Source organism: Shinella curvata (genome assembly GCF_022899935.1).
GTDB classification, from domain to species: Bacteria; Pseudomonadota; Alphaproteobacteria; order Rhizobiales; family Rhizobiaceae; genus Shinella; species Shinella curvata.
Genome location: NZ_JALJCJ010000007.1, coordinates 30,417 through 55,410, shown reverse-complemented (window position 1 = coordinate 55,410; position 24,994 = coordinate 30,417). Strand labels below are relative to the sequence as shown.

Here is a 24,994-nt window from a genome sequence, read left to right as displayed (position 1 = left end):
CGCCTTGCGCTCCGTAACCGCGACAAAGATACAACGAACGGAACACACTCATGGCTACCGAAATCCGCGTCCCGACTTTGGGCGAATCCGTCAGCGAAGCCACCGTCGGCACCTGGTTCAAGAAGGTCGGCGACGTCATCAAGGCCGACGAGCCGCTCTGTGAGCTCGAAACCGACAAGGTGACGATCGAAGTGCCGGCACCCGCCTCCGGCGTGCTCTCGGAAATCACGGCGAATGCCGGCGATACCGTTGCACCGGGTGGCCTGCTCGGCCAGATCTCCGAAGGCGCCTCCGCCGGTGCCGCCGCTCCGGCCGCCGCCGAGAAGGCTGCCGCCGCGGCTCCCGCCGCCGAAGCCAAGCCTGCTGCTGCCGCTGCCATGCCGGCAGCGCCGGCTGCCGCCAAGCTACTTGCCGAAAACAACCTCTCGGCCGATCAGGTCGATGGCTCCGGCAAGCGTGGCCAGGTGCTGAAGGGCGATGTCATCGCCGCCGTCGCCAAGGGCATCACGGCTTCGACCCCGGCCGCAGCCGCCGAGCCGGTCAAGGTCGCCGCCCGCGCGCCGTCGTCGCAAGCCGACGCGCCGCGCGAAGAGCGCGTGAAGATGACGCGCCTGCGCCAGACCATCGCCAAGCGCCTCAAGGACGCCCAGAACACCGCTGCCATGCTCACCACCTATAACGAGGTGGACATGTCGGCCGTAATGGACCTGCGTAACCGCTACAAGGAGCTGTTCGAGAAGAAGCACGGCGTGAAGCTCGGCTTCATGGGTTTCTTCACCAAGGCCGTCACGCACGCGCTGAAGGAACTTCCGGCTGTCAACGCCGAGATCGACGGCACCGATATCATCTACAAGAACTACTGCCACATCGGCGTCGCCGTCGGCACGGACAAGGGCCTCGTGGTTCCCGTCGTGCGCGATGCCGACCAGATGTCGATCGCCGAGATCGAAAAGGATATCGGCCGCCTCGGCAAGCTCGCCCGTGATGGTGCGCTCTCCATGGCCGACATGCAGGGCGGCACGTTCACCATCTCGAACGGCGGTGTCTACGGCTCGCTGATGTCCTCGCCGATCCTGAATGCCCCGCAGTCGGGCATTCTCGGCATGCACAAGATCCAGGAGCGCCCGGTTGTCGTCGGCGGCCAGATCGTCATCCGCCCGATGATGTATCTCGCGCTTTCCTATGACCACCGCATGGTCGACGGCAAGGAAGCCGTGACCTTCCTGGTCCGCGTCAAGGACAGCCTGGAAGATCCGGAACGTCTGGTTCTCGATCTCTAAGGGAGGCTTTTATGGAAGTGGCGTCTTCGCCTATTCTCGTGCTGCTCGCACTGAGCGTGGCGCTGCTCGTCTTCCATATTTCCCTTCAGGGCATGCTCGCCACGAAGGAACTCGGCTCCCAATGGAATGCCGGTCCGCGCGATGATGCGCGCGAGCCGGTGGGAAAACTTGCCGGACGCGCGGCACGCGCGTCAGCCAATTACCGCGAGACCTATCCCGGCTTCGTGGCGCTCGCGCTGGCGCTTGCCGTCGCGGGCGATCCCTCGGGCTGGGGGCTTGTCGGCGCGTGGCTGTGGTTCGTCGCGCGCCTCGTCTATATCCCGCTCTATCTGGCAGGCATCCCCTATATCCGCTCGCTCGTCTGGCTCGTCGCGCTGGCAGGCCTTGCCATCATGGCAGCCACCGTCATCTTCTAGAGCATTTCCGGTGAACCGGAGATGCTCTAGTGGCTTGTTTTAACCGCATTGTCCGACGCCGAAGCGAAGTTGCTTCGGCTGGAAATGCTCTAGGAGTCCGGCATGGCATTCACCAATGTTCCCCCGCTCCAGCCGCATATCTGCGTGAAGGGCGGCGTCGAAGCGATCGCCTTCTATGAAAAGGCACTCGGCGCCGAAAACACGTTCCATCAGCTGGCCGAAGACGGCAAACGTGTGATGCACGCCAACCTCGCCATCTATGGCGGTGAGGTGATGCTGCATGACGAGTTTCCCGAATTCGAGATGGCTGTCAGCGCGCCGACCACCGTCGGCGGCACATCCTTCGCCATCAGCATCAACCTGCCCGATCCGGCCGCGGTCGATGCCGCTTATGCCAAAGCCGTCGATGCCGGCGCCCATGGCCTGATGCCGCCCGCCGACGTGTTCTGGGGCGCCCGCTACGCCCGTATCACCGATCCCTTCGGCCATATCTGGGCCTTCAACGCCCCGCTGGAGCGCACATGAGCCAATATCTCGTCGAACTCGCCTCGCTGATGGCGATCTTTGCCTTTGCGATCGTCTCGCCCGGCGCCGACCTCGCCATGGTCATGCGCCAGTCGCTCGTGCAGGGCCGCCGCGCTGCCGTGATCACGTCCTTCGGCATCGGCGCGGCGCTGATGCTGCATGTCACCTATACGATCCTCGGCCTTGGGCTGATCATTTCCCAGTCGATCTACCTCTTCAACATCGTGAAGTGGTGCGGCGTCGCCTATCTCGTCTATATCGGCATCAAGGCCTTACGCGCCGGCAAGGCGGACCTCTCCGCCGAGACCGTGAAGGCCGGCGGCGAGGCGAAGGTGGAACAGTCGGCCCTGCGCGCCTTCGGCCTCGGCTTCCTTGCCAATGCGCTGAACCCCAAGGCGGTGTTCTTCTTCCTGTCGATCTTCTCGACGGTCGTCAGCGCGCACACGCCGATCGCCGTCAAGTTCGGCTACGGCCTCGTCATGGCGACCTGCCTCATCGCCTGGTTCGTTGGCGTTTCGCTCTTCATGACGACGCCGCGCATGCGGGCTGCCTTCTCGCGCGCCAGCCAGTGGATCGACCGCACCAGCGGCCTCGTCTTCATCGCGCTCGGCATCAAGCTCGCGACGGAAAAGGCCCACTGAGCCATGCGCGCCGCCCTCGTCCTCGCCGGTTTGCTTGCCGCGACCGCCGCTTCCGCGGCGGAGTGCCGGCAGGACAATGCGATCTATGCGGATCGCGACGGGGGCTATGAGCTGACCTTCGAACCGGTTGGTTCCGATGCGGCGGCGACGAGCCATCATTTCAAGCTGAAGATCCTGGCAAGCGGTCTGGTGCTGGATGGCATCATCATGCCGGGCGATCCCGCCCGCTCGAACGGCATGATCATGCACAATTGCCCCGAGGGTGACGTGACGGGCGAGGAGATCACCGCCTGCACCATCTGGGAAGGTGTGATCTACACGCTTGACGTGGCGGGCGACGCGAACCTCGTGCCTGATCAGGGTGCCAGGGCGGCGCAAAGCCTGCTGTTATCGGGCTTCGGCCCGTCGCTGCGCTATTCGGCGCTGTGGGACCAGGGAAAGGCGAAGGTCGTGCCGCAGGATGTCTTCCGGCAAAAGGGATGCGCGGCATGAAGGAAGCGCCCGTTCTCCTCGTCACCGGCGGCAGCCGCGGCATCGGCGCAAGCGTCTGCCGCATGGCCGGTGCGGCCGGCTGGCAGGTCGCGGTGAACTATGTCGCCAATCTGGAAGCGGCCCAGGCCGTTGTGGCGGATATCCATGCGACGGGCGGCTCGGCGATCCCGGTTCAGGGCGATGTCGGCAGCGAGCTTGGCCTTGCCAACATCTTCTCGACCATCGACGGCACCTTCGGCCGGCTCGACGGTCTCGTGAACAATGCCGGCATCGTCGCCACACCGCAGCGCGTCGACGAAATGTCGTCCGAGCGGCTGGAGCGCATGTTCGCCGTGAACGTCATGGGCTCGATCCGCTGTGCGCAGGAGGCCGTGCGCCGCATGTCGACGCGCCATGGCGGCACGGGCGGTTCGATCGTCAATCTTTCGTCCGTCGCCGCGCAATTGGGTGCGGCCGGGCAATATGTCGATTATGCCGCCAGCAAGGGCGCCATCGAAAGCTTTACCGTCGGTCTCGCGCGTGAAGTTGCGGCGGAGGGCGTGCGCGTCAATCTCGTGCGCCCCGGCATCATCGACACGGACATCCACGCTTCCGGCGGCCTGCCGGACCGTGCGCGCGACATGGCGTCGCTCATCCCGATGCAGCGGCCGGGTACGGCCGATGAAGTCGCGGGGTCCATTCTCTATCTTCTCTCCGATGCGGCATCCTATGTGACGGGTGCCGCCCTCAACGTCAGCGGCGGCCGCTAGGCCCCGCGCAGGAAGGACTTGTCATGGCATATGATCTCATCGTTATCGGTTCCGGTCCCGGCGGCTACGTTTGCGCCATCAAGGCGGCACAGCTTGGCCTGAAGGTCGCGGTCGTCGAAAAGCGCGCCACCTATGGCGGCACCTGCCTCAATGTCGGCTGCATCCCCTCCAAGGCGCTGCTGCATGCCTCGGAAACCTACAGCCACGCGGCCCATGGCATGGATGCGCTCGGCATCGAGGGCGTGAAGCCCACGCTGAACCTCGCCAAGATGATGGCGCACAAGGATGCAACGGTGAAGTCGAATGTCGACGGCGTCGCCTTCCTGTTCAAGAAGAACAAGATCGACGGCATCCAGGGCACCGGCAAGGTGCTGGGTGCAGGCAAGGTCTCCGTCACCAGTGACAAGGGCGAAGAGCAGGTTCTCGAAACGAAGAACATCGTGATCGCCACCGGTTCCGACGTTGCGGGTATTCCCGGCGTTCCGGTCGAGATCGACGAGACGGTCATCGTCTCCTCGACGGGCGGCATCGCGCTTGAGAAGGTGCCGGGCCATCTGGTCGTCGTCGGCGGCGGCGTCATCGGCCTCGAGCTTGGCTCGGTCTGGGCGCGCCTCGGCGCCAAGGTCACGGTCGTCGAATATCTCGACGCCATCCTCGGCGGCATGGACGGCGAGGTTTCCAAGCAGTTCCAGCGCATGCTGGCCAAGCAGGGCATGGACTTCAAGCTCGGCGCCAAGGTGACGGGTGTCGAAAAGTCCGGCGCCGGCGCCAAGGTGACCTTCGAGCCGGTCAAGGGCGGCGCCGCCACCACCATCGACGCCGACGTCGTGCTGATCGCCACCGGCCGCAAGCCCTACACCGAAGGCCTCGGCCTCAAGGAAGCCGGCGTGGCGCTCGACAACCGTGGCCGGGTCGAGATCGACAAGCATTTCCAGACCAATGTCCCCGGCATCTATGCGCTCGGTGACGTCGTGCGCGGCCCGATGCTCGCCCACAAGGCGGAAGACGAGGGTGTTGCCGTCGCCGAAATCCTCGCAGGCCAGGCCGGTCATGTGAACTACGACGTCATCCCCGGCGTCGTCTACACCCAGCCGGAAGTTGCCTCCGTCGGCAAGACCGAGGAAGAGCTGAAGGCCGCGGGCGTCGCCTACAAGGCCGGCAAGTTCCCCTTCACCGCCAACGGCCGCGCCCGCGCCATGCTGGCGACCGACGGTTTCGTGAAGGTTCTTGCCGACAAGGACACCGACCGCGTTCTCGGCGTGCATATCGTCGGCTTCGGCGCCGGCGAGATGATCCACGAGGCAGCCGTGCTGATGGAATTCGGCGGCTCCTCCGAAGACCTTGGCCGCACCTGCCACGCCCATCCGACCATGTCGGAAGCCGTCAAGGAAGCTGCGCTCGCTACCTGCTTCAAGCCGATCCATATGTGATCGGACTCCGACGCGACTTTGCTTCGGCTAAACACTCTCCAGGCGGCTGCGACAACCAGCCGCCTGTTTTCGTTCCGCGAACGGGCGCAGCATGAAGGCCACAAAGGATGGTTTCATGTCTCCGGTATCGCGACCCGTTTCCCTGCCGCACCCGTTGCTCCCCGCCGCCGACTGGGCGGACCGTTTCACGCTCGGCCTGCCGGTGGAGCACCTGACGGCGCGCGAGGCGGCGCGGTTGGCGCTGGAAAATCCGCCGGGCTGGGTGCGCAGACTGATGGTGCTGCGCAACGCCATCGTGGCGCCCTTCGGGCTGAAGGGCGCGGCCGAGGAGGTGAAGACCTCGGAGACGGAGATCGGCGGTTTTCCGGTGGTGAGTGCGACCGATGAGCGCGTCGTGCTCGGCTTCGACGACCGGCATCTCGATTTCCGCATCGTCATCGACGTGATGGCCGACCGGCTCTCCGGCCAGACCCTGAGCGTCATGACGCTCGTCCACCGCAACAATCTGCTCGGCCGGCTCTATCTTGCCGCCGTCATGCCGTTTCACAAGCTGATCGTGCGCACCATGCTGTCGGGCATCGGCCGGCGGGCGATTAAGCTCAGTTCACCGCGGTGACGGTGAAGCCGCTCTTGCGCAGCAGCTCGATCACGCCTTCGGGGCCGGGAAGGTGCAAGGCGCCGACGGCCATGAACACGTTGCCGGCTTCGAGGATCGGTTTCGCACGCTCGGCCATGACGTGGTTGCGGTCGACGATGATCCGCTGCTCGAAATCGGCATAGCCCTTTGCATTGTCGTCTTCGGGGGCAGCGGCGCGCATCATCGGCATGATCATGCCGGTATCACCGGCGAGATAAAGCTGGCTCATCGTCTCGATGACGTCCTTCAGCGTATCGCCGAGTTCCAGCGTCTGCACCAGACCCTGGATCTGCGGTTCGAGCGGCAGGGAATCCAGGGCGGAAATCTGTTCGATCAGCGTTTCCAGCCCCTTCAGCGACTTGCCCTCGGCAAGCGCGTTCTTGGCGAGTTGCTGGTCGAGGAAGGCGGCTCCAGCGGTCTTGCGGGCGATCTCGCAGGCGGGCAGCGCCACGAAGCTCGCGATCATCCACGGTTTCATGCGGCTGACGGCGGCCAGCGCAAGGCCGCGGCTCTTGAGGCCCGCGGCGAGCGTCGCCGCATCCTCCTCGTCGAGGAAATCCGTGATGGATTTTCCGTCGGTGAACATGATGAGGTCGGGGCGGGCCATCATCGCGGCACCCGCCTTCTTCTCGTCCGTGATCTCGTCCGATTCCACGATGACGGTCGCGGCCTGCGCATAGGCGGATTGGGCGGGTGCCGGCATGGCGAGCACGCGCGGGTCCGTCACATGCATGGTGCCGAGCAGCCAGGAAGCCGGCTTCCCATCCTTTTCGATCTTCCAGAAGATGCCCTTGCCGTTCGGTACGGCATCGGCCTCGGCGCGCAGCTTGGCGAAGCCTGCGGGATCGTCCTTTTCGTATTTGGTCAGCAGGTTGTTGCCGCCGCAGGCCGCCGGTTCTTCCGCCCGGACCGGAGAAACACCGGCCAGCACGAAAAGAAAGGAGAGGGCGACCAGCACATGGATCGCTGCCAGGAGCCAGAGGCCCGCATCGGCGAGGCGATCGGCAAACACAAGGCGGCTCTTGTGAAGAAGGACTGTCATGGTCGAACTCCGTCTATTTTCGGCGGACCCTAGCCGGGCCATCCTCACAATCTCTTAACGTGGCCGATACCGCTCAGGCGCGGGGATGCGCCCGGTCGTAAATTTCCAGCAGCCGGGCCGAATCGACACCGGTATAGACCTGCGTCGTCGAGAGGCTGGCATGGCCGAGCAGTTCCTGGATGGTGCGCAGGTCGCCGCCACCGGCCAGAAGATGGGTGGCGAAGGAATGGCGCAGAGCATGCGGTGTGGCGCTGTCCGGCAGGCCCAGCGCGCCGCGCATCTTCTGCATCTCGCGCTGGATGATGGCCGGTTGCAGTGGCCCGCCGCGCGCGCCGCGGAAAAGCGGTTTGTCCGCGCCGAGCGGGAAAGGGCAGAGCTTGATGTAGTCCTCGACGCCTGACAGGGCCGGCGCGATCAGCGGCACGATGCGCGTCTTGTCGCCCTTGCCGGTGATGCGCAAGGATGTGGGGCTGCCGGTGAAATCGGCCGGCGTCAGCGACAGGGCTTCTGAGATGCGCAGGCCGCAGCCGTAGAGAAGGGTGAGCACGGCCGCATTGCGCACGCGGATCCAAGGTTCTTCGGCCAGCTGCTCATGGGCATCGACGACGGCGATGGCCTGGCGGTCGGAGAGCGGTTTCGGCAGGGATTTTGGTTGCTTGGGCGAACGCACGGCCGAGGCCCCGGCGGCATTGGCAAGCCCTTTGCGTTCGAGGTGGCGCAGGAAGGAGCGCAGGCCAGCAAGCCCGCGGCCGAGCGTGCGGGCGCCTGCACCGTCGCGGCGGCGGGCGGCGAGAAAGCCGCGCAGGTCTGCCGGGCGCAAATTGCCGATGTCCTTCAGGCGTGCGGGTGCGGCGAGGTGCTGCGTGAGGAAGGCGAGGAACTGGCGGGTGTCGCGCTCGTAGGCATCAAGCGTGTGGCCGGCGAGACGGCGCTCGTCTGAAAGCGATGCAAGCCAGGCCTGCCGCTCGGCGAGCAGCGCGGGATCGGCGATGATGAGAAGTTCGGTCATGTCCTGCCTTCGCGGTTTGACGCAGGATCGGCGATTTGCGTTAGGGTTTTGCTAACGTTCAGCCAAAAGGCTGGGCAAAGCGGCCCGCCTTCCTCTAGAGTCTGTCAGGTTCATCCTGAACCTGACAGACTCTAGATTTCATTATTTTCGTTTGTCCTTTCGGGAAAACCGGTTCCCACTTTTCCCTGACAAACTCTAGACACGGTGGGCTGTATAGAGAGCGCCTTCGTCACGAAGCCGGGTAAGATCATGCTGCTGCGTTCCATGTCCGCCGAAAACTATCGTTCGCTGCGCTCGATCCGCATGGATCTCGGGCGGGTGAACCTGTTCGTCGGCGAAAATGGTGCGGGCAAATCGAACCTTTACCGCTCGCTGCAACTGGTGCAGGCGGCGGTGCGTGGAACGTTTGCGCAGGAGATCGCGGCGGAGGGTGGCATGGCCTCAGCGCTCTGGACGGGCAGGCGGCGAGCGAACGAGCCGGTGCGCATCCGTCTCGAAACCGAATTGCTTGACGAGGAGCGGGCGATCACGTTCCGCTACCGCGTCGAGGCAGGGTTGCGGCCGCCGATCGATGCGGCGGGTTTTGCCTTCGAGCCGCAGGTCAAGGCGGAGGAACTGACCATTGAGACGGGACGCCGGCCGGTGACGATGATGAAGCGCGGCGGGCCGGGCATCATGGTGCGCAGCGAGGCAGGCCGGATGACGGAATATCCCGAGCAGGCTCTGACATCGGAGACGGCGATCGCGCTGCTCGGCGATGCCGGTCACTATCCGGAAGTCGGCACCTTTCGTCGCGCGCTTTCGCAATGGCGTTTCTTCCATGGCTTCCGTTCGGATCGCGATTCGGCGTTGCGTCAGCCATGCCTTGCCGTCACCGCGCCTCTGCTCGATCAGGACGGGGCGAATATGGCGGCGGTCTTCGCGACGCTGAAATGGACGCGGGGAGACACCGTCGATCTCGACCGGGCCGTGGCGGATGCCTTCGGCGGGGCACGGCTTTCCGTGCCCGAGCCCGAGGAATTCGCCTCCTATGGACTAATCTTTCCGCAGTTTCCGCAGCGTGTCTTCCAGTCGCGCGAGCTGTCCGACGGTCAGATTCGCTTCCTGGCGCTCGCCGCAGCGCTGCTCTCCTACCGAACACCGCCGCTGATCGCGCTCAACGAACCGGAGGCAAGCCTCCATCCCGACATGCTGCCGCCGCTCGCCGACATGATCGCGCGCGCCGCGCAGTCGAGCCAGCTGTGGATCGTCACGCATTCCGAGCGCTTGGCGCAGGAGGTGGAGACGCGCTGCGGCGTCAGGGCGAAACGCGTCGTGCGCAATGACGGCGCGACCTGGATCGACGGCATGCGGCTGACCGGCGCGATGGATGACGATGACGAATAACGGGACCGCCATCTTTGCGGTTTTCTTCCCGCAGCCATGGGGGCATGGTCGCGGTCCATGAGCAGCGATTCGACCAATCTTTTCGGCGACAGGCTTTTTCCGCGCACGGTGCCCGTCATGGTGCCTGTGCCGACGCCTGTGCCCTATTCCTATACAGTGCCCGAGGACATGGCCGTGCAGCCCGGCTCCATCGTGCAGGTGCCGCTCGGACCGCGTCTGGTGCCGGGCGTCGTCTGGGATGGCGGCGATGACGGCAAGGTCGATCCGAAGAAGCTGAGGCCCATCGAGAAGGTGTTTGATTGCCCGCCGCTCTCCAAGGAGATGCGCGATTTCCTCGACTGGGTTTCCGCCTATACGGTGACGCCGCCCGGCCTCGTCGCGCGCATGGCGCTGCGCGCGCCGACCGCGTTCGATCCCGAACCGATGATCGAGGGGCTGCGTTTCACCGGCCATCGGCCGGAGCGTTTGACCAGTGCCCGCGAACGTGTGCTGGAAATGGTCGAGGACGGCATTGCCTGGACCAAGTCGGGCCTTGCCCATGCCGCGGGCACGTCGAGCAGCGTTATCGACGGGCTGATGAAGCAGGGCACGTTCGAAACCGTCTTCCTGCCGCCACCGCCGGTGGTCGCGGCTCCGGATCCCGATTATGCCGCACCCCGGCTCGAAGGACCGCAGACGGACAGTGCGGCGGAGCTGGTCGAGAGCGTGCAGAAGGGCGTCTTCTCCGTTTCGCTGATCGATGGCATCACCGGTTCGGGCAAGACGGAGGTCTATTTCGAGGCGATTGCCGAGACGCTGAGGCGCGGCAGGCAGGTGCTCATCCTGCTGCCTGAGATCGCGCTGACGGCGAGTTTCCTCGAACGGTTCCAGGACCGCTTCGGCGCCAAGCCCGCCGAATGGCATTCCGATCTCGCGCCGCGCACCCGCGAGCGCGTGTGGCGTCAGGTGACGACGGGGGATGTGCGGGTGGTGGCGGGCGCGCGCTCGGCGCTGTTCCTGCCCTTCGAAAACCTCGGTCTCGTCATCGTCGATGAGGAGCACGACCCCGCCTACAAGCAGGAAGACCGCGTCTTCTACAACGCACGCGACATGGCGGTGGTGCGCGCCCGCATCGGCGATTTTCCGGCCGTGCTGGTCTCGGCGACGCCGTCGGTGGAGAGCCGGGTCAACAGCGATGTCGGGCGCTATCGCAAGCTGCACCTGCCGACGCGTTACGGCGATGCGGCGCTGCCGGACCTGCACCTCGTCGACATGCGCCGCCATCCGCCGGCGCGCGGCGGCTTCCTGTCGCCGATCCTGCTGCGCGGCATCCAGCGCACCATCGAGAAGGATGAGCAGGCGCTGCTCTTCCTCAACAGGCGCGGCTATGCGCCGCTGACGCTCTGCCGGGTCTGCGGCCATCGTTTTCAATGCCCGCAATGTTCGAGCTGGCTGGTCGAGCACCGGTTTCGCGGGCAGATCCAGTGCCACCATTGCGGCTATGCCGAGCGCACGCCCGAGGCCTGCCCGGAATGCGGCACCTTCGACCATCTCGCCGCCTGCGGGCCGGGGGTGGAGCGTATCGCCGAGGAGGTGGAGAAGCATTTTCCCGAGGCGCGCACCATCGTGCTCTCCTCGGACCTGATGGGCGTGAAACGGCTCCGGCTGGAACTGGAGGCGATCGCGCGCGGCGAGGCGGATATCGTCATCGGCACGCAGCTCGTCGCAAAGGGGCACAATTTCCCGCTGATGTCGCTGGTCGGCGTCGTCGATGCGGATCTCGGTCTGTCGAATGGCGATCCCCGCGCGGCCGAGCGCACCTTCCAGCTACTTTCGCAGGTCACGGGGCGCGCCGGGCGCTCGGGCCTGAAGAGCCACGGCCTCATCCAGACCTATCAGCCGGCGCACCCGGTCATGCAGGCCATCGTCTCGGGCGATGCGCAGGCCTTTTATGATCGCGAAATCGGCGAGCGCGAAAAGGCGCTGCTGCCGCCGTTCGGGCGGCTCGCCTCGGTCATCGTCTCGGCCGACACGCGCAACGAGGCCGAAGCGCATGCGCGCGGCTTGCGGCAGGCCGCACCCCAGGTCACCGGCATTTCCATTCTCGGACCGGCGGAGGCCCCGCTGGCGCTGGTGCGGGGCCGCCACCGGTTCCGCCTGCTGGTGCACGGCCGGCGCAACAGTGACATGCAGACCTTCCTGCGCGCGATGCTGGCCAATGGGCCGAAGGAGCGCGCCTCTTTGCAGGTGCAGCTCGATATCGATCCGCAGAGTTTCCTGTGAGAGCCTTGGTTAACAAAGACTTGTGCGAACTTTTGCCGTCCGCTTCTGCCCGCCCTGCGGTTGTGCGATAGAGGGCGACGGGCAGTTCTGGAGAGAAGCCGAGATGGAATTCTATATCCCCACCGAAACCGGCGAGTTTCTCGCCTTCTGTGCGGCCATCGCCACGGGGCTCTTTGGCCTCTTCGGCCTTTTCGCTCCCGGCACGGCGCTGAAGCTTGCAGGGCTGCAGCCGAAGGAAACGAGCCGGGAAGGGCTCGCCTTCGTGCGGTCGACCGGCGGCTTCTATGCGGGGCTCGCCATCGTGGCACTGCTGATGGCGCAGAGCTGGATCTATATGGCGATCGGCGGCGGTTTTGCCCTTGCCGCCTTCGGCCGCCTTCTCTCGCTGATGTCGGACGGTTCGTTCAGCGTGAAGAATCTTCTGGTGCTTTTCGTCCAGGCGGTGCTTGCGGCGCTGCCGCTCGGCTATGCTTTCGGCTTCCTCTGAGAGAAAAACGCCATTTTCCGCTCCGCCTGCGCCAGAACATAGTTCGCCCAGTCAACTTTTGCTCCGACTGTGGCCGACTTATGGCGCATTCCTGCGTCCGGCGTGTTGCGAGTCCCGGTTTCCTATGCTAGACGAACCGCGAAATTCAGAAAAAGCGGGCGAAAAAGCCTGTGGGAGCTGAAGATTACAGCAACGATTTCAAGGGTTTAGGACCGTAGCCCCGCTACTGCCCGGCGCCTTGAATGAAAAAAGAGAAGCTTGTGCCCGTGGCAGACACATCCCAGCTCGTTTCCGGTGTTGCAGAAAGATACGCGTCTTCGCTTTTCGACCTCGCGCAGGAAGCTGGCTCCGCTGCCGCTGTCGGCGCCGATCTCGACCGTTTCCAGGCCCTGATCGATGAGAGCGAAGACCTGAAGCGGCTGATCGCCAGCCCCGTCTTCTCCGCCGAAGATCAGACCAAGGCCATTGCCGCCGTTGCCGACAAGGCCGGCATCACGGGCCTCGTGGCAAACTTCCTCAAGGTGGTTGCGTCAAATCGCCGCCTCTTCGCCGTTCCGGGCATGATCAAGGCTTACCGCGTCATCGCGGCCCGCGCCCGCGGCGAAATCACCGCCGATGTTACCTCGGCCCATGCGCTGACCGCAGCGCAGGAAACTGAATTGAAGGCGGCGCTGAAAGGCGTCACCGGCAAAGACGTGGCGATCGCCGTCACCGTCGACCCGTCCATTCTCGGTGGTCTGATCGTCAAGGTGGGATCGCGCCAGATCGACACGTCCCTTCGCACCAAACTCTCTACTCTTAAGCTTGCACTGAAAGAGGTCGGCTGATGGATATCCGCGCCGCGGAAATTTCCGCAATTCTCAAAGATCAGATCAAAAACTTCGGCAAAGAGGCGGAAGTCTCTGAAGTCGGTCAGGTGCTGTCCGTCGGTGACGGTATCGCCCGCGTTTACGGCCTCGACAATGTCCAGGCCGGTGAAATGGTCGAATTCCCGGGTGGCATCCGTGGCATGGCCCTGAACCTGGAAAGCGACAACGTCGGTGTCGTTATTTTCGGTTCCGACCGTGACATCAAGGAAGGCGACACCGTCAAGCGTACCGGCGCCATCGTGGACGTTCCGGTCGGTCCGGAACTGCTCGGCCGCGTTGTCGACGCGCTCGGCAACCCGATCGACGGCAAGGGCCCGATCAATGCCAAGCAGCGCGCCCGCGTTGACGTCAAGGCTCCGGGCATCATCCCGCGCAAGTCGGTTCATGAGCCGATGTCGACCGGCCTCAAGGCCATCGACGCCCTCATCCCGGTCGGCCGCGGCCAGCGCGAGCTCGTTATCGGCGACCGCCAGACCGGCAAGACCGCCATCATTCTGGACACGATCCTGAACCAGAAGGCCATCCACGACAACGGCCCTGACGGCGACAAGCTGTACTGCGTCTATGTCGCTATCGGCCAGAAGCGTTCGACGGTTGCCCAGTTCGTGAAGGTTCTCGAAGAGCGCGGCGCTCTCCAGTACTCGATCATCGTTGCCGCAACGGCTTCCGACCCGGCGCCGATGCAGTACCTCGCACCGTTCGCCGGCTGCGCGATGGGCGAATACTTCCGTGACAACGGCAAGCACGCCCTCATCGGTTACGACGACCTTTCCAAGCAGGCCGTTTCCTACCGTCAGATGTCGCTCCTGCTGCGCCGCCCGCCGGGCCGCGAAGCTTACCCGGGCGACGTTTTCTACCTGCATTCGCGTCTCCTCGAGCGCGCTGCAAAGCTCAACGACGACATGGGCGCTGGCTCGCTGACGGCTCTGCCGGTCATCGAAACCCAGGGTAACGACGTTTCGGCGTTCATCCCGACCAACGTGATCTCGATCACCGACGGCCAGATCTTCCTTGAAACGGACCTGTTCTACCAGGGTATCCGCCCGGCCGTTAACGTCGGTCTGTCGGTTTCCCGCGTGGGCTCGGCCGCTCAGATCAAGGCGATGAAGCAGGTCGCCGGCTCGATCAAGGGTGAACTCGCCCAGTATCGCGAAATGGCAGCTTTCGCCCAGTTCGGCTCGGACCTCGACGCCGCAACGCAGCGCCTGCTGAACCGCGGTGCACGCCTGACCGAACTCCTGAAGCAGCCGCAGTTCTCGCCGCTGAAGACGGAAGAGCAGGTCGCGGTCATCTTCGCGGGCGTCAACGGTTACCTCGACAAGCTGCCGGTCAACCAGGTCGGCAAGTTCGAGCAGGGCCTGCTGGCGTATCTGCGCTCCGAGGGTAAGGCTATCCTCGATGCGATCCGCACCGACAAGTCGATCAGCGACGACACGAAGGGCAAGCTCAAGGCTGCCATCGACGCCTTCGCCAAGAGCTTCGGCTGAGATCGAACGGTTCGTGCCCTGCGCGCCTCCGGCGCGCAGGCAGCCCCGGAACTTTGATTGACGCATGACCTCTCGGGGTCGTGTTACAGGACGGAAAACGGATGCCTTCACTTAAGGATCTGAAAAACCGGATCGCCTCCGTCAAGGCGACGCAGAAGATCACCAAGGCGATGAAAATGGTCGCCGCGGCGAAGCTTCGGCGCGCCCAGGAAGCGGCCGAGGCCGCCCGGCCCTATTCGCAGCGCATGAGCGCCGTTCTCGCCAACATCGCCCAGGCCGTTGGCCAGGACGACTCGGCACCGCGTCTGATGACCGGTACGGGCAAGGACCAGGTTCATCTGCTCGTCGTCTGCACGGCCGAACGCGGTCTGTGCGGCGGCTTCAACTCGCAGATCGCGCGTCTGGCGCGTGACCACACCCGCAAGCTTCTGGCCAGCGGCAAGACGGTCAAGATCGTCTGCGTGGGCAAGAAGGGCTTCGATATCTTGCGCCGCGAATTCGCTTCGCTGATCGTCGACCGCGTCGATCTGCGCGAAGTCAAGCGCGTCGGCTTTGCGAATGCAGACCAGATCGGCCGCAAGGTCATCGGTCTCTTCGAGCAGGGCGAATTCGACGTCTGCACGCTGTTTTATTCTGAGTTCAAGTCGGTCATCTCGCAGATCCCGACCGCGCTCCAGCTTATCCCGGCTTCCGCTCCGGCGGCCGTTGCCGAGACGACGGGTGCGACCGCGATCTACGACTACGAGCCGGATGCCGGCGCTATCCTCGGCGACCTCATTCCGCGCAACATTTCGGTGCAGATCTTCCGGGCCCTGCTCGAGAATGTCGCCGGTGAAATGGGCGCCAAGATGAGCGCAATGGACAACGCGACCCGCAATGCTGGTGAAATGATCAACAAGCTGACGCTGAACTACAACCGTCAGCGCCAGGCTCAGATCACCAAGGAACTCATCGAAATCATCTCGGGCGCTGAAGCGCTCTAAGGACCAGGACAAAGAGGGTAAGACACATGGCTAAGGCAGCTACCCCCAAGGAAACCGTAGCGGAAAAGAAGCCCGCTGCTCGTAAGCCGGCAGCAAAGACCGCCGCTGTAACGAAGGCTGCCGCACCGGCTGCTTTTGTCGCGACCGGTCGTGTCACGCAGGTCATCGGCGCCGTCGTCGACGTTGCTTTTGACGGCGCCCTGCCGCAGATCCTGAACGCGCTGGAAACCGACAACAACGGCAACCGCCTTGTTCTCGAAGTTGCCCAGCACCTCGGCGAAAACACCGTCCGCACGATCGCCATGGACTCGACCGAAGGTCTCGTACGCGGTCAGCCGGTTGCCGACACGGGCGCCCCGATCACCGTTCCGGTCGGTCCGGAAACGCTAGGCCGCATCATGAACGTCATCGGCGAGCCGGTTGACGAAGCCGGTCCGCTCACCACCTCCGGCAAGCGCGCCATCCACCAGGAAGCTCCGGCTTACGTCGAGCAGTCCACGGAAGCGCAGATCCTCGTCACCGGCATCAAGGTCGTCGACCTCTTGGCTCCCTACGCAAAGGGCGGCAAGATCGGCCTCTTCGGCGGTGCAGGCGTCGGCAAGACCGTTCTCATCATGGAACTGATCAACAACGTCGCCAAGGCGCACGGTGGTTACTCGGTGTTCGCAGGCGTGGGTGAACGCACCCGCGAAGGCAACGACCTTTACCACGAAATGATCGAGTCCGGCGTTAACAAGCACGGCGGCGGCGAAGGCTCCAAGGCAGCCCTCGTTTACGGCCAGATGAACGAACCGCCGGGTGCACGCGCTCGCGTCGCTCTGACGGGTCTGACGATCGCTGAAGACTTCCGCGACAAGGGCCAGGACGTTCTGTTCTTCGTCGACAACATCTTCCGCTTCACGCAGGCTGGTTCCGAAGTGTCGGCTCTGCTCGGCCGTATTCCGTCGGCCGTGGGCTATCAGCCGACGCTCGCCACCGACATGGGCCAGATGCAGGAACGCATCACGACCACGACCAAGGGTTCGATCACCTCGGTTCAGGCCATCTACGTTCCCGCCGACGACTTGACCGACCCCGCGCCGGCAACCTCGTTCGCCCACCTGGACGCCACGACGGTTCTGTCGCGTTCGATTGCCGAAAAGGGCATCTACCCGGCCGTTGACCCGCTCGACTCGACCTCGCGCATGCTCGACCCGATCGTTGTCGGCGAAGAACACTACGAAGTCGCCCGTAAGGTCCAGACGACCCTGCAGCGCTACAAGGCTCTCCAGGACATCATCGCCATCCTCGGCATGGACGAACTGTCGGAAGACGACAAGCTGGCCGTTGCCCGCGCCCGCAAGATCGAACGCTTCCTGTCGCAGCCGTTCTTCGTCGCCGAAGTCTTCACCGGTTCGCCGGGCAAGCTGGTTGCGCTCGAAGACACGATCAAGGGCTTCAAGGGCCTGGTCAACGGCGACTACGACCACCTGCCGGAAGCTGCCTTCTACATGGTCGGTTCCATGGAAGAAGCCATCGAAAAGGCCAAGAAGCTGGCTGCTGAAGCCGCTTGATGTTTTGGCGGGCGCCCAATGGGGCGCCCGCTGATCTTACCGGCCGTATGAAATCAGAAGAAGTGAATGGTCATGGCTGACAATTTCAATTTTGAACTCGTCTCCCCCGAGCGCCTGCTGGTTTCCGGCAGCGTCAGCGAAGTCGTCATTCCGGCGACCGAGGGCGAGATGACCGTCATGGCCAACCACGCGCCGACCATGACGACGATCAAGCCGGGTGTCGTCACCGTGAAGTTCACGGATGGCAAGAAGGACCGCTATGTGGTCTTCGGCGGTTTTGCCGACATCATCCCGACCGGCTGCACGCTGCTGGCCGAATCCGCCGTTCCGGCCGATGAGGTCAAGAGCGACGAGATCACTCGCCGCATCGAAGCCGCCCGCGCGGAACTGGCCCATGCCAAGTCCGACGACCAGAAGTTCGGCATCGAGACCTATCTCGCAGAACTCACGACGCTCCAAGGCATCGTCGTTCCGGTCTGATCCTTCGATCGAACCTGCACCCATCGAACCCGCCTTTCCGGCGGGTTTTTTGTTGCCGCTCAAATGCCGGTTTCCGGCTGAAGGTCCTCTTTACCTTATCTCCAGGAAAACGCTTCCCCGCGGCACAACCGGAAGGCGGGATTTGCTGTTTCTTTACGGCGTCGCGGGAGAGTGGCCGTCATATGCCGTCCGCCATGAAGGCGGGCTTTCGCGCGAGGACAGGACCAATGAGCAGCAAGATCGTACCCGTAATCATGGCCGGCGGTAAGGGCACGCGCCTGTGGCCGCTCTCGCGCTCCTCCGCCCCAAAACAGTTCCTCGAGTTCCTGGGTGAGACGACGCTGTTCCAGAAGACGCTGGCGCGGGTCGCCGACAAGGCGCTCTACGACGCGCCGATCGTCGTCACCAACAACGACTTCCGTTTCCTCGTCGCCGAGCAGGCGCGCGCCGCCGGCGTGGCGCTGACCTCGATCCTGCTCGAGCCGGTTGCGCGCAACACAGCCCCCGCGCTTGCCGCCGCCGCAACGCTCATTTCCCGCCTGCATGGCGATCAGGCCATCATGCAGGTGCTCGCCTCCGATCACGAGATTGACGCGGACGCCACCTATTTCGATTGCATCGCCAAGGCGCGCGCGGCTGCGGACGCCGGACGCCTCGTTACGTTCGGCATCAAGCCGCATGAACCAGCCACCGGCTATGGCTATATCGAGATCGGCGAGGACCTCGGCAATGGCGCCAATGCCGTGCGTCGCTTCGTCGAGAAGCCAGACCGCGACAAGGCTGCCGCGATGCTGGAGACCGGCGGTTATCTCTGGAATTCCGGCATGTTCATGCTGCCGGTCGGCCTCTTCCTGCGCGAACTTCGCCAATACGCGCCCGAAGTGCTGGATGCGGCCGCCGAGGCCGTGGCCAAGGCGCAGCACGACCTCGATTTCGAACGGCTCGACGAGGCGGCCTTCGCCCGCGCGCCCGACATTTCCGTCGACTATGCGATCTTCGAGAAGACGCCGATCGCCGCCGTCGTGCCGTCGCCCATCACCTGGTCCGATCTCGGCAGCTGGGATTCCGTCTGGAAGACCGGCAAGCAGGATGACGCCGGCAATGTCGCCGACGGCAGCACCACGGTGCTCGACACGCGCAATTCGCTGGTCATTTCCCGCGACATCCATGTCGCGGTGCAGGGGCTCGACAATATCGCCGTCATCGCCAGCGAGGATGCGGTCTATGTCGGGCGCATGGAAGACAGCCAGAATGTCGGCAAGCTGGTGAAGCATCTGGCGAGCCTGCCGAAGACGGCGAAGCTGACCGAGACGCATCCGACCGCCTACCGTCCGTGGGGCGGCTACACTTCTGTGCTGAACGGCGAGCGCTTCCAGGTGAAGCGCCTGTTCGTGACGCCGGGCAAGCGGCTGTCGCTGCAGAAGCATCATCATCGCTCCGAACACTGGATCGTCGTGCGCGGCACGGCCGAGGTTACGATCGGCGACAGGACGATCCCACTGCGCGAAAACGAGTCGGTCTATATCCCGCAGGGTGAGCTGCATCGCCTCGCCAATCCCGGCAAGATCATGCTCGAGCTGATCGAGGTGCAGACCGGCTCCTATCTCGGCGAGGACGACATCATCCGTATCGAGGACGAGTTCGGCCGCGGCTGAACCGTCGTCACTGGCCGCGCTGCTTCGGCGGCGGGCAGCGGCCGAGTGTCCGGCACTCCGCGTCGAGCCAGATGCCAATCCGCTGCGCCATGGCGGCCTGCTGTTGGTTGACCAGCCGCAGTGTCGCCGCCCAGGCTGCGCCCTTCGTGACAAGTGTCTGTGCGAGATCGGTTTCGGCGACGGCGCAGCGCACGAAGGAGACCGCGCCGAACCGGAAATCCTGCTCGCAGGTCAGCGTGCGGTTCGCGATCAGACGACGGAAATAGATGCGCGCCTGCTGGCCGCAGGCGACGCGACTCTGATCGTCGCCACGGCATAGACGTTTGGGAGAAACCGCAACCGCGTCCGTCAGCACATAAAGCCGTCCGTTGTCCTCAAACGAGGTGCTGTCGAAAACCTTCACACGGGTGTTGGGCTTGAGCGTGAGGGGGGCGATTTTCCGCTCGATCTCCACCCGCTCCAGAGATTGTTTTTTCCGGTCGACACGGACGGGCTTGTCGGTCCAGATCGGTGTGTCGGACAGATCGCCTGATGATTGCAGGCCAGCCGCCGATAATGGAGTGCTGGCCGCAAGGCAGAGAAGCGTCGCGCCGAGAGCGTGCCTGATCCTTATGCGCGCCGTTTCTGAAACCACGGTCATCCTCGTTCACTCGGCTGGAATGTGCGTGCCGGCGCCCGGCACATCAAGGCGTTCGCCGAAATTCTCCCGCAGCGGCATCCAGCGGCTGCGGTCGAAATAGTCTGGCAGGTAGGAGCCTCGATTGCGCGTGCGGTCGGGCGTGACGATGAAATTGTAGCGCGGTGTCTCGCTGAATTCCTTCTTGAGAAGGATGCGGTTGCCGAAGCGGATGATGTCGAACTCTTTCAGCGCGCGGATATCGCCAAAGATTTCCGGTGCGTCCTCCCATCGCACTTCGTCGAGGAAGACGCGGATGGCGGCGATGACGGCATCCGTCACCGCATCCTGCGTCGCTTTGTCCTCGATGTTGAGCTTGATGCGGAAGGAGGAGACACGGGTTTCGGCATTGCCCTTGATCGACAGGAAGGCGGAGGAGGGAACCGCCGTGCCGCCATCTGTGCGGGGAAACTCCCGGTAGGACTGGCACTCCCAGCTGTCCTTGTCGAAGATGCCGGCCTTCCAGCCGAAATTGCCGAAACCGGCACGGCGCAATGCCTCGCAGAGGGCTTCTGGCGCCTTGCGGATGGTGCGGACGAATTTTGTCTGCATGGGCGTGACCGGGACCAGCAGGCGCTCGGAAATGAGACCCTTGGGCCGCGGCATTCGGTTGCCCTTGAGCTCATAGGGGCGCAGCACGCGCTCCTCCGGGGCCGCTTGGATCGGCGCATAGCCGAAGCGGGCGAGCAGCAGGTTGAGATTGCGGTAGTCGTTGGCCAGAAGCACCGTCGCGCCGATTGCCCCCAGCAGCACGGCGGCGAAGAGCCCGAAGACGACCAAGCCGGATCTGCCTTGCTTTCGCTGCGTCATGCCGACCCGCGCCGTTGCCCGTGGCGATGCGGTCGATACCGTGCCTTTGGCAAGGCAGGGCCAAGGCCCGCGGGATCAGCCGATCTCCCGCTCCTGATAGGCTACAACCAGGGTGCCTGCAAGCGCGAGCGGCCAGACAAGGCAGAGGAGAAGTCCAAGCACCCGATCCGCGTCCCATCTGCCGCCACTGTTTTCACCTTCGCGCAGGCTGCAATCGATGAAGCGCAGCGCGATGAAAGTGTAGCCAGCCATGCAAAGGGCAGTCAGCGTCATTGTCCCCGATCCGGTTTCAGGCGAAGCGGCAAGCTTCTCGTCCCCTTTCAGGGACATCCAGCTCCTTTGCGCATCCCCTCGCTCCGGATTCGGTCCTGTCTGGCCCAAAGTGTGACACTATTCGCCGGTCTCGCCAATAGAAACTTGGTGCGGGCGGTCAGGTATTTTCGGCCGCGTGCGGGCGGAAAGCAGGTGTTCGTGCAGCCGCAGCGCGGCAGGGTGCGGGGTGCGGAATTTCGGCAGGCCGAGGTGATAGCCGTAGCCCGTGGACAGGCTGGTGTGGCCAAGCTGCACAAGCGTGCCCTTGTCCAACTGCTCCGCGACGAGGCCGAGGCTGCCGAGCGCCACGCCATCGCCGCTGAGCGCCGCATCGACCGCGAGTGCGTAGGTGGAGAAGGTGAGATGCGGACGCGGCGGTGGCAGGCGTCGAAAAGCCTCCGGTGCCACCCGCTCCAGCCAGGGGCGGAACGATATCCAGTTGGCGTTGAAGCGTTCGTAGTCGATGAGATCGAGACCGGCGAGATCCGCAAGGCTGACCGCCGTCGCATCGAGCCCCTTGCGGGCAATGTAGTCTGGTGAGGCGACCGGCGCCAGCTCTTCCGCTACAAGCAGCGTCAGGTCCCAGCGCGGATGGTCGCCCGCCGAATAGAGGATCACGAGATCGTTGTTCTCCGAGGCGAGGTCGGCGGGACTGTCCGATGTGGTCAGCCGTATGGCGACGTCGGGCGTGTCGCGGGCGAAGTCGCGCAGGCGCTTTCCCAGCCAGAGATGCGAGACCGAACCGCTGGCGGCAAGCGCAATGCTCTGTCCGGCGCCGGTGCGAAAGGGTTCGAGGCTTTCCTCGAGATAGTCGAGCGAGGCCCGCACGCGCTGAAACAGTTTTTCGCCGCGCGGCGTCAGCGCCAGGTTCTTGCCCCGACGGGTGAAAAGGGGTGCGTCGAGATGATCCTCCAGTCCCTTGATGCGACGACTGACGGCCGCTTGGGTAATGTTCAGCTCACGCCCCGCACGGGAAAAGTTCATGTGACGGCAGGCGGCATCGAAGACACGGAAGGCTTCCAGCGGGATGTGAGCGAGCAGATTGTCTTTCATGATTTGAAGTTATCAAAAAGCCCGAAAAATCCAAGGATTTGAAAATCTGAAATCGTGATGCACGGTTGGGAAATTCATCTCCGGGGAATTTTCGTGACATTTTCAACTTCATTCGTGCCCGATATCCGTTTCGGCGAAGGCATTCATGCCACCATCGCCTCCTCCGCCGGCGCGCTGGAAGCCCGGAGCGCGCTCGTCGTCATCGATGGCTTTCTCGCCGCAGGCGGACTTGAAGAGCGGCTCGCCGCCCAGTTCGCCAAGGAAGGGATTGCGGCGGAGTTTTTCTCGCGTTTCGCGGGCGAGCCGAAGCTTGCCCATGTGCAGGCGGCGAGTGATGCGGCGCGCGGCAAGGATCTCGTTGTCGGCATCGGCGGCGGTTCGGCGCTGGATATCGCCAAGATCGCGGCCTGTGTCGCAGCGGCGGACAAGGATCCGATGCACTATGCGCTTGCGGCCAATCCGCTGCCGAAGGCGCCTCTGAAAAAGATCATGGTGCCGACGACGGCGGGCACCGGCTCGGAAACGTCCGCGACGACGATCTTCGCCGGGCCGGAAGGCAAAAAGCTCTGGATCTGGGGGCCCGAGACGAAAGCAGACCTTGTCCTGCTCGACCCCGCGCTGACCGTGACGTTGCCGGCAAGTCTCACAGCCTGGTGCGGCCTCGATGCCTTCGTTCATGCCTTCGAAGCCGCGACCAACCGCAATGCGCATGCCGGCGGAGCGCTCTACGCCCATGCGGCGCTGCGTCTCCTGACGGAGGCGCTTGAAACGGCGGTGAAGCACCCGGTGGATATGGAGGCACGGGGGAACGTGCTGCTCGGTTCCTGCTATGCCGGCGTGGCCATCGACAATTGCGGCACGGCGATCGCCCACAATATCAGCCATGCGCTGGCTGGCCTTGCACCCGTTCACCACGGGCTTGCAACCGCGCTCGGCTTCGAGGCAACGCTGACCTGGCTTGCCGAGGCCGACACGGCCGATCTCGCCGCCGCCGCGCGGGCCTGCGGTCTTTCCGATGCGGCGCTGTTACCCGGCTTCGTCAGTGATCTCATGGACCGATGCGGCGTCGTTCGTGCGCTGCCCAGGGCCTTTGCCGGTTTTTCCGCCGAAGATCTCGCCCGCGAGATGCGCGCGCCGGAAAACCAACCGATGCGCCGCGCGACGATCCGCGAGGTCTCGGACGCCGATATCGACATGATCGCCGCCACGATGATGGCCTTGCCCCGGACGCTTTGAGGATACGCTATGACCGAGCAATATAGCCGCGCCTATTGGCAACAGCGCCTCGATGGCCTGTCGCTCGCGCGCGGGCACTTCATCGACGGCAAGGCCGAGCCGGCCAAATCGGGCCGTACCTTCACGCGCACCCGTCCGATGGATGGGAAGCCGGGCGCCGTGCTTGCGCGGGGCGATGCCACCGATGTCGACCACGCTGTCGCCTCGGCCCGCGCGGCCTTTGCCAGCGGCATCTGGCACGCCAGAGAGCCGCTGGAGAAGAAGAAGATCATGCTGTGCTGGGCAGACCTGATCCGTGCCCATGGTGAGGAACTGGCGCTTCTGGAAACGCTCGATGTCGGCAAGCCGGTGCAGGCGTCGCTCGGTGTCGATGTGCGGCTCTGCGCCGATGGCATCCAGTATTATGGCGAGATGATCGACAAGCTCTATGACGAGATCGCGCCGACCGGACCGAAGGCCCGCGCGCTGGTGCGTAAGGTGCCGCTCGGCGTCGTTGCGGCGATCACGCCGTGGAACTATCCGATGATCATCGATGCCTGGAAGCTCGGGCCGGCGATTGCCGCGGGCAATTCCGTCGTGCTGAAGCCGGCGGAGCAGTCCTCGCTTTCGGCCTTGAAGCTTGCGGAACTCGCGATCGAGGCCGGGCTTCCGGCCGGTGTCTTCAATGTTGTCACCGGCTTTGGCGAAGAGGTCGGCAAGCCGCTGGCGCTGCATGGGGATGTCGACATGGTCGCTTTCACCGGCTCGACGGAGGTCGGCAAGCTGATCATGGGTTATGCGGCGCAATCGAACCTCAAGCGCGTGGCGCTCGAACTCGGCGGCAAGTCGCCGCTCGTCGTCTTCGAGGATGCCGATCTCGATGCGGCGGCGAGTGCCGCCGCCTGGGGCTGCTTCTACAATTCCGGCGAGACCTGCCATGCCGCCACGCGCCTCGTCGTGCAGCGCTCGGTGCAGGATGCCCTCATTGCGAAGATCGAGGCGGTGGTGAAGCGCGAGATCGCGCTGGCGCATCCCTTCGAACCCTCGGCGCAGATCGGCGCGTTGATCGAGGCGGAGCATATGGAGAAGGTGCTTGGGTTGATCGAGGCGGGCGAGAAGGATGGCGGCCGCCGGGCCTTCGGGGCGGAGCGCGTGCTGTCGGAAACGGGCGGCTACTACGTTTCGCCGGGCGTGATCACCGATGTGACGAACGACATGCGCATCGCCCGGCAGGAGATTTTCGGCCCCGTTCTCGCGGCCATCGGTTTCGACACCGAGGAAGAGGCGCTGGCGATCGCCAACGACACGATCTACGGCCTGGCCGGCGCGGTCTTCACCCGCGACATGGACCGCGCGCATCGCTTCTCCGAAGGCATCCATGCCGGCACGGTCTGGATCAACACCTACGACATGTCGAATTTCGCGACCCCCTTCGGCGGCTTCAAGCAATCCGGTTTCGGCCGCGACCGTTCGGTGCATGCGATCGACAAATATTGCGACTACAAGACGATCTGGCAGCAGTTCGGCTGAGATTTAACGGGGAGG

Annotated in this window: 25 protein-coding genes and 1 pseudogene; 20 read left to right on the top strand and 6 right to left on the bottom strand. The window is 64.2% G+C overall.

Annotation, left to right across the window (positions count from 1 at the left end; genetic code table 11):
* Nucleotides 1-50: 50 nt before the first annotated feature.
* The 8 genes from odhB (at nucleotide 51) to MUU55_RS23370 (ending at nucleotide 6,149) form a co-directional block, all read left to right on the top strand.
* On the top strand, nucleotides 51-1,280 hold the full coding sequence (odhB, locus tag MUU55_RS23405) for a 2-oxoglutarate dehydrogenase complex dihydrolipoyllysine-residue succinyltransferase (RefSeq protein ID WP_244763202.1): 1,230 nt from the start codon (nucleotides 51-53) through the stop codon (nucleotides 1,278-1,280).
* 11 nt (nucleotides 1,281-1,291) lie between these two features.
* Complete coding sequence (locus tag MUU55_RS23400) at nucleotides 1,292-1,696, top strand: MAPEG family protein (RefSeq protein ID WP_244763201.1); 405 nt, start codon at nucleotides 1,292-1,294, stop codon at nucleotides 1,694-1,696.
* 102 nt (nucleotides 1,697-1,798) lie between these two features.
* Nucleotides 1,799-2,221, top strand: coding sequence for a VOC family protein (locus MUU55_RS23395; RefSeq protein WP_244763200.1), 423 nt, complete (start codon nucleotides 1,799-1,801; stop codon nucleotides 2,219-2,221).
* On the top strand, nucleotides 2,218-2,862 hold the full coding sequence (locus MUU55_RS23390) for a LysE family translocator (RefSeq protein ID WP_244763199.1): 645 nt from the start codon (nucleotides 2,218-2,220) through the stop codon (nucleotides 2,860-2,862). Before MUU55_RS23395 ends, MUU55_RS23390 begins: the two co-directional genes overlap by 4 nt.
* A gap of 3 nt (nucleotides 2,863-2,865) precedes the next feature.
* Nucleotides 2,866-3,354 carry a hypothetical protein gene (locus MUU55_RS23385; RefSeq protein WP_244763198.1) on the top strand — a complete coding sequence of 163 codons (489 nt, stop codon included), beginning with the start codon at nucleotides 2,866-2,868 and terminating at the stop codon, nucleotides 3,352-3,354.
* The gene (locus tag MUU55_RS23380; RefSeq protein ID WP_244763197.1) at nucleotides 3,351-4,103 is read left to right on the top strand and encodes an SDR family oxidoreductase; all 753 of its coding nucleotides are present in this window, start codon (nucleotides 3,351-3,353) and stop codon (nucleotides 4,101-4,103) included. Before MUU55_RS23385 ends, MUU55_RS23380 begins: the two co-directional genes overlap by 4 nt.
* A 23-nt stretch (nucleotides 4,104-4,126) precedes the next feature.
* The gene (gene lpdA / locus MUU55_RS23375) at nucleotides 4,127-5,533 is read left to right on the top strand and encodes a dihydrolipoyl dehydrogenase (protein WP_244763196.1); all 1,407 of its coding nucleotides are present in this window, start codon (nucleotides 4,127-4,129) and stop codon (nucleotides 5,531-5,533) included.
* A 115-nt stretch (nucleotides 5,534-5,648) separates the two neighbouring features.
* Nucleotides 5,649-6,149 carry a DUF2867 domain-containing protein gene (locus MUU55_RS23370; protein WP_244763195.1) on the top strand — a complete coding sequence of 167 codons (501 nt, stop codon included), beginning with the start codon at nucleotides 5,649-5,651 and terminating at the stop codon, nucleotides 6,147-6,149.
* Here the strand turns inward: MUU55_RS23370 and MUU55_RS23365 are convergent.
* Together MUU55_RS23365 and MUU55_RS23360 are read right to left on the bottom strand one after the other, a co-directional pair.
* Nucleotides 6,133-7,212, bottom strand: a complete 1,080-nt coding sequence (locus tag MUU55_RS23365; protein ID WP_244763194.1) for a TraB/GumN family protein — start codon at nucleotides 7,210-7,212, stop codon at nucleotides 6,133-6,135. The two genes, MUU55_RS23370 and MUU55_RS23365, sit on opposite strands and share 17 nt — an antisense overlap.
* 73 nt (nucleotides 7,213-7,285) lie before the next feature.
* The gene (locus tag MUU55_RS23360; protein WP_244763193.1) at nucleotides 7,286-8,221 is read right to left on the bottom strand and encodes a tyrosine recombinase XerC; all 936 of its coding nucleotides are present in this window, start codon (nucleotides 8,219-8,221) and stop codon (nucleotides 7,286-7,288) included.
* 249 nt (nucleotides 8,222-8,470) lie between these two features.
* On the opposite strand from MUU55_RS23360, the gene MUU55_RS23355 reads away from it, so the two are divergent.
* The 10 genes and pseudogenes from MUU55_RS23355 (at nucleotide 8,471) to MUU55_RS23315 (ending at nucleotide 19,383) form a co-directional block, all read left to right on the top strand.
* Nucleotides 8,471-9,607 (top strand): AAA family ATPase, encoded by a 1,137-nt coding sequence (locus MUU55_RS23355; RefSeq protein ID WP_244763192.1) that lies wholly within the window; start codon nucleotides 8,471-8,473, stop codon nucleotides 9,605-9,607.
* A 57-nt stretch (nucleotides 9,608-9,664) separates the two neighbouring features.
* On the top strand, nucleotides 9,665-11,869 hold the full coding sequence (locus MUU55_RS23350; protein ID WP_244763191.1) for a primosomal protein N': 2,205 nt from the start codon (nucleotides 9,665-9,667) through the stop codon (nucleotides 11,867-11,869).
* A gap of 103 nt (nucleotides 11,870-11,972) precedes the next feature.
* Nucleotides 11,973-12,356 carry an AGROH133_08824 family phage infection protein gene (locus MUU55_RS23345; RefSeq protein ID WP_244763190.1) on the top strand — a complete coding sequence of 128 codons (384 nt, stop codon included), beginning with the start codon at nucleotides 11,973-11,975 and terminating at the stop codon, nucleotides 12,354-12,356.
* 260 nt (nucleotides 12,357-12,616) lie between these two features.
* Nucleotides 12,617-13,183 (top strand): F0F1 ATP synthase subunit delta, encoded by a 567-nt coding sequence (locus MUU55_RS23340; RefSeq protein ID WP_244763491.1) that lies wholly within the window; start codon nucleotides 12,617-12,619, stop codon nucleotides 13,181-13,183.
* The gene (gene atpA / locus MUU55_RS23335) at nucleotides 13,183-14,712 is read left to right on the top strand and encodes a F0F1 ATP synthase subunit alpha (protein WP_244763189.1); all 1,530 of its coding nucleotides are present in this window, start codon (nucleotides 13,183-13,185) and stop codon (nucleotides 14,710-14,712) included. Before MUU55_RS23340 ends, atpA begins: the two co-directional genes overlap by 1 nt.
* Nucleotides 14,713-14,813: 101 nt before the next feature.
* Complete coding sequence (locus MUU55_RS23330) at nucleotides 14,814-15,695, top strand: F0F1 ATP synthase subunit gamma (RefSeq protein ID WP_244763188.1); 882 nt, start codon at nucleotides 14,814-14,816, stop codon at nucleotides 15,693-15,695.
* 26 nt (nucleotides 15,696-15,721) lie between these two features.
* A complete protein-coding gene (gene atpD, locus MUU55_RS23325; protein ID WP_244763187.1) occupies nucleotides 15,722-17,248 on the top strand; it encodes a F0F1 ATP synthase subunit beta in 1,527 nt (508 codons plus the stop codon).
* 72 nt (nucleotides 17,249-17,320) lie between these two features.
* Nucleotides 17,321-17,728, top strand: coding sequence for a F0F1 ATP synthase subunit epsilon (locus tag MUU55_RS23320; RefSeq protein WP_244763186.1), 408 nt, complete (start codon nucleotides 17,321-17,323; stop codon nucleotides 17,726-17,728).
* Nucleotides 17,640-17,996, top strand: a pseudogene (locus MUU55_RS29395) (hypothetical protein); the annotation flags it as partial. The gene MUU55_RS23320 and the pseudogene MUU55_RS29395, both read left to right, overlap by 89 nt.
* Nucleotides 17,956-19,383 carry a mannose-1-phosphate guanylyltransferase/mannose-6-phosphate isomerase gene (locus MUU55_RS23315; protein WP_244763185.1) on the top strand — a complete coding sequence of 476 codons (1,428 nt, stop codon included), beginning with the start codon at nucleotides 17,956-17,958 and terminating at the stop codon, nucleotides 19,381-19,383. The pseudogene MUU55_RS29395 and the gene MUU55_RS23315, both read left to right, overlap by 41 nt.
* A gap of 7 nt (nucleotides 19,384-19,390) precedes the next feature.
* On the opposite strand, the gene MUU55_RS23310 is transcribed toward MUU55_RS23315, so the two are convergent.
* The 4 genes from MUU55_RS23310 to MUU55_RS23295 all read right to left on the bottom strand — a co-directional run bounded on the left by MUU55_RS23310 (nucleotide 19,391) and on the right by MUU55_RS23295 (nucleotide 22,234).
* A complete protein-coding gene (locus MUU55_RS23310) occupies nucleotides 19,391-20,017 on the bottom strand; it encodes a thermonuclease family protein (RefSeq protein ID WP_244763184.1) in 627 nt (208 codons plus the stop codon).
* 12 nt (nucleotides 20,018-20,029) lie between these two features.
* On the bottom strand, nucleotides 20,030-20,869 hold the full coding sequence (locus MUU55_RS23305) for a DUF6030 family protein (RefSeq protein WP_244763183.1): 840 nt from the start codon (nucleotides 20,867-20,869) through the stop codon (nucleotides 20,030-20,032).
* 75 nt (nucleotides 20,870-20,944) lie between these two features.
* Nucleotides 20,945-21,142 (bottom strand): hypothetical protein, encoded by a 198-nt coding sequence (locus tag MUU55_RS23300; RefSeq protein ID WP_244763182.1) that lies wholly within the window; start codon nucleotides 21,140-21,142, stop codon nucleotides 20,945-20,947.
* Nucleotides 21,143-21,259: 117 nt separating this feature from the next.
* Nucleotides 21,260-22,234, bottom strand: a complete 975-nt coding sequence (locus MUU55_RS23295) for a LysR substrate-binding domain-containing protein (RefSeq protein WP_244763181.1) — start codon at nucleotides 22,232-22,234, stop codon at nucleotides 21,260-21,262.
* Nucleotides 22,235-22,327: 93 nt separating this feature from the next.
* On the opposite strand from MUU55_RS23295, the gene MUU55_RS23290 reads away from it, so the two are divergent.
* Both MUU55_RS23290 and MUU55_RS23285 read left to right on the top strand, forming a co-directional pair.
* Complete coding sequence (locus tag MUU55_RS23290; RefSeq protein WP_244763180.1) at nucleotides 22,328-23,470, top strand: iron-containing alcohol dehydrogenase; 1,143 nt, start codon at nucleotides 22,328-22,330, stop codon at nucleotides 23,468-23,470.
* A 9-nt stretch (nucleotides 23,471-23,479) separates the two neighbouring features.
* Nucleotides 23,480-24,979 carry an aldehyde dehydrogenase family protein gene (locus MUU55_RS23285; protein WP_244763179.1) on the top strand — a complete coding sequence of 500 codons (1,500 nt, stop codon included), beginning with the start codon at nucleotides 23,480-23,482 and terminating at the stop codon, nucleotides 24,977-24,979.
* Nucleotides 24,980-24,994: the final 15 nt, after the last annotated feature.

Coding starts and splice junctions, on each gene's coding strand:
- MUU55_RS23330 (WP_244763188.1), top strand. CDS start 14,814: ATGCCTTCACTTAAGGATCTGAAAAACCGGATCGCCTCCGTCAAGGCG.
- lpdA (WP_244763196.1), top strand. CDS start 4,127: ATGGCATATGATCTCATCGTTATCGGTTCCGGTCCCGGCGGCTACGTT.
- MUU55_RS23315 (WP_244763185.1), top strand. CDS start 17,956: ATGAGCAGCAAGATCGTACCCGTAATCATGGCCGGCGGTAAGGGCACG.
- MUU55_RS23285 (WP_244763179.1), top strand. CDS start 23,480: ATGACCGAGCAATATAGCCGCGCCTATTGGCAACAGCGCCTCGATGGC.
- MUU55_RS23350 (WP_244763191.1), top strand. CDS start 9,665: ATGAGCAGCGATTCGACCAATCTTTTCGGCGACAGGCTTTTTCCGCGC.
- MUU55_RS23390 (WP_244763199.1), top strand. CDS start 2,218: ATGAGCCAATATCTCGTCGAACTCGCCTCGCTGATGGCGATCTTTGCC.
- MUU55_RS23300 (WP_244763182.1), bottom strand. CDS start 21,142: ATGACGCTGACTGCCCTTTGCATGGCTGGCTACACTTTCATCGCGCTG.
- MUU55_RS23380 (WP_244763197.1), top strand. CDS start 3,351: ATGAAGGAAGCGCCCGTTCTCCTCGTCACCGGCGGCAGCCGCGGCATC.
- MUU55_RS23365 (WP_244763194.1), bottom strand. CDS start 7,212: ATGACAGTCCTTCTTCACAAGAGCCGCCTTGTGTTTGCCGATCGCCTC.
- odhB (WP_244763202.1), top strand. CDS start 51: ATGGCTACCGAAATCCGCGTCCCGACTTTGGGCGAATCCGTCAGCGAA.
- MUU55_RS23295 (WP_244763181.1), bottom strand. CDS start 22,234: ATGAAAGACAATCTGCTCGCTCACATCCCGCTGGAAGCCTTCCGTGTC.
- MUU55_RS23370 (WP_244763195.1), top strand. CDS start 5,649: ATGTCTCCGGTATCGCGACCCGTTTCCCTGCCGCACCCGTTGCTCCCC.
- MUU55_RS23400 (WP_244763201.1), top strand. CDS start 1,292: ATGGAAGTGGCGTCTTCGCCTATTCTCGTGCTGCTCGCACTGAGCGTG.
- MUU55_RS23345 (WP_244763190.1), top strand. CDS start 11,973: ATGGAATTCTATATCCCCACCGAAACCGGCGAGTTTCTCGCCTTCTGT.
- MUU55_RS23395 (WP_244763200.1), top strand. CDS start 1,799: ATGGCATTCACCAATGTTCCCCCGCTCCAGCCGCATATCTGCGTGAAG.
- atpD (WP_244763187.1), top strand. CDS start 15,722: ATGGCTAAGGCAGCTACCCCCAAGGAAACCGTAGCGGAAAAGAAGCCC.
- MUU55_RS23320 (WP_244763186.1), top strand. CDS start 17,321: ATGGCTGACAATTTCAATTTTGAACTCGTCTCCCCCGAGCGCCTGCTG.
- atpA (WP_244763189.1), top strand. CDS start 13,183: ATGGATATCCGCGCCGCGGAAATTTCCGCAATTCTCAAAGATCAGATC.
- MUU55_RS23305 (WP_244763183.1), bottom strand. CDS start 20,869: ATGACGCAGCGAAAGCAAGGCAGATCCGGCTTGGTCGTCTTCGGGCTC.
- MUU55_RS23355 (WP_244763192.1), top strand. CDS start 8,471: ATGCTGCTGCGTTCCATGTCCGCCGAAAACTATCGTTCGCTGCGCTCG.
- MUU55_RS23385 (WP_244763198.1), top strand. CDS start 2,866: ATGCGCGCCGCCCTCGTCCTCGCCGGTTTGCTTGCCGCGACCGCCGCT.
- MUU55_RS23360 (WP_244763193.1), bottom strand. CDS start 8,221: ATGACCGAACTTCTCATCATCGCCGATCCCGCGCTGCTCGCCGAGCGG.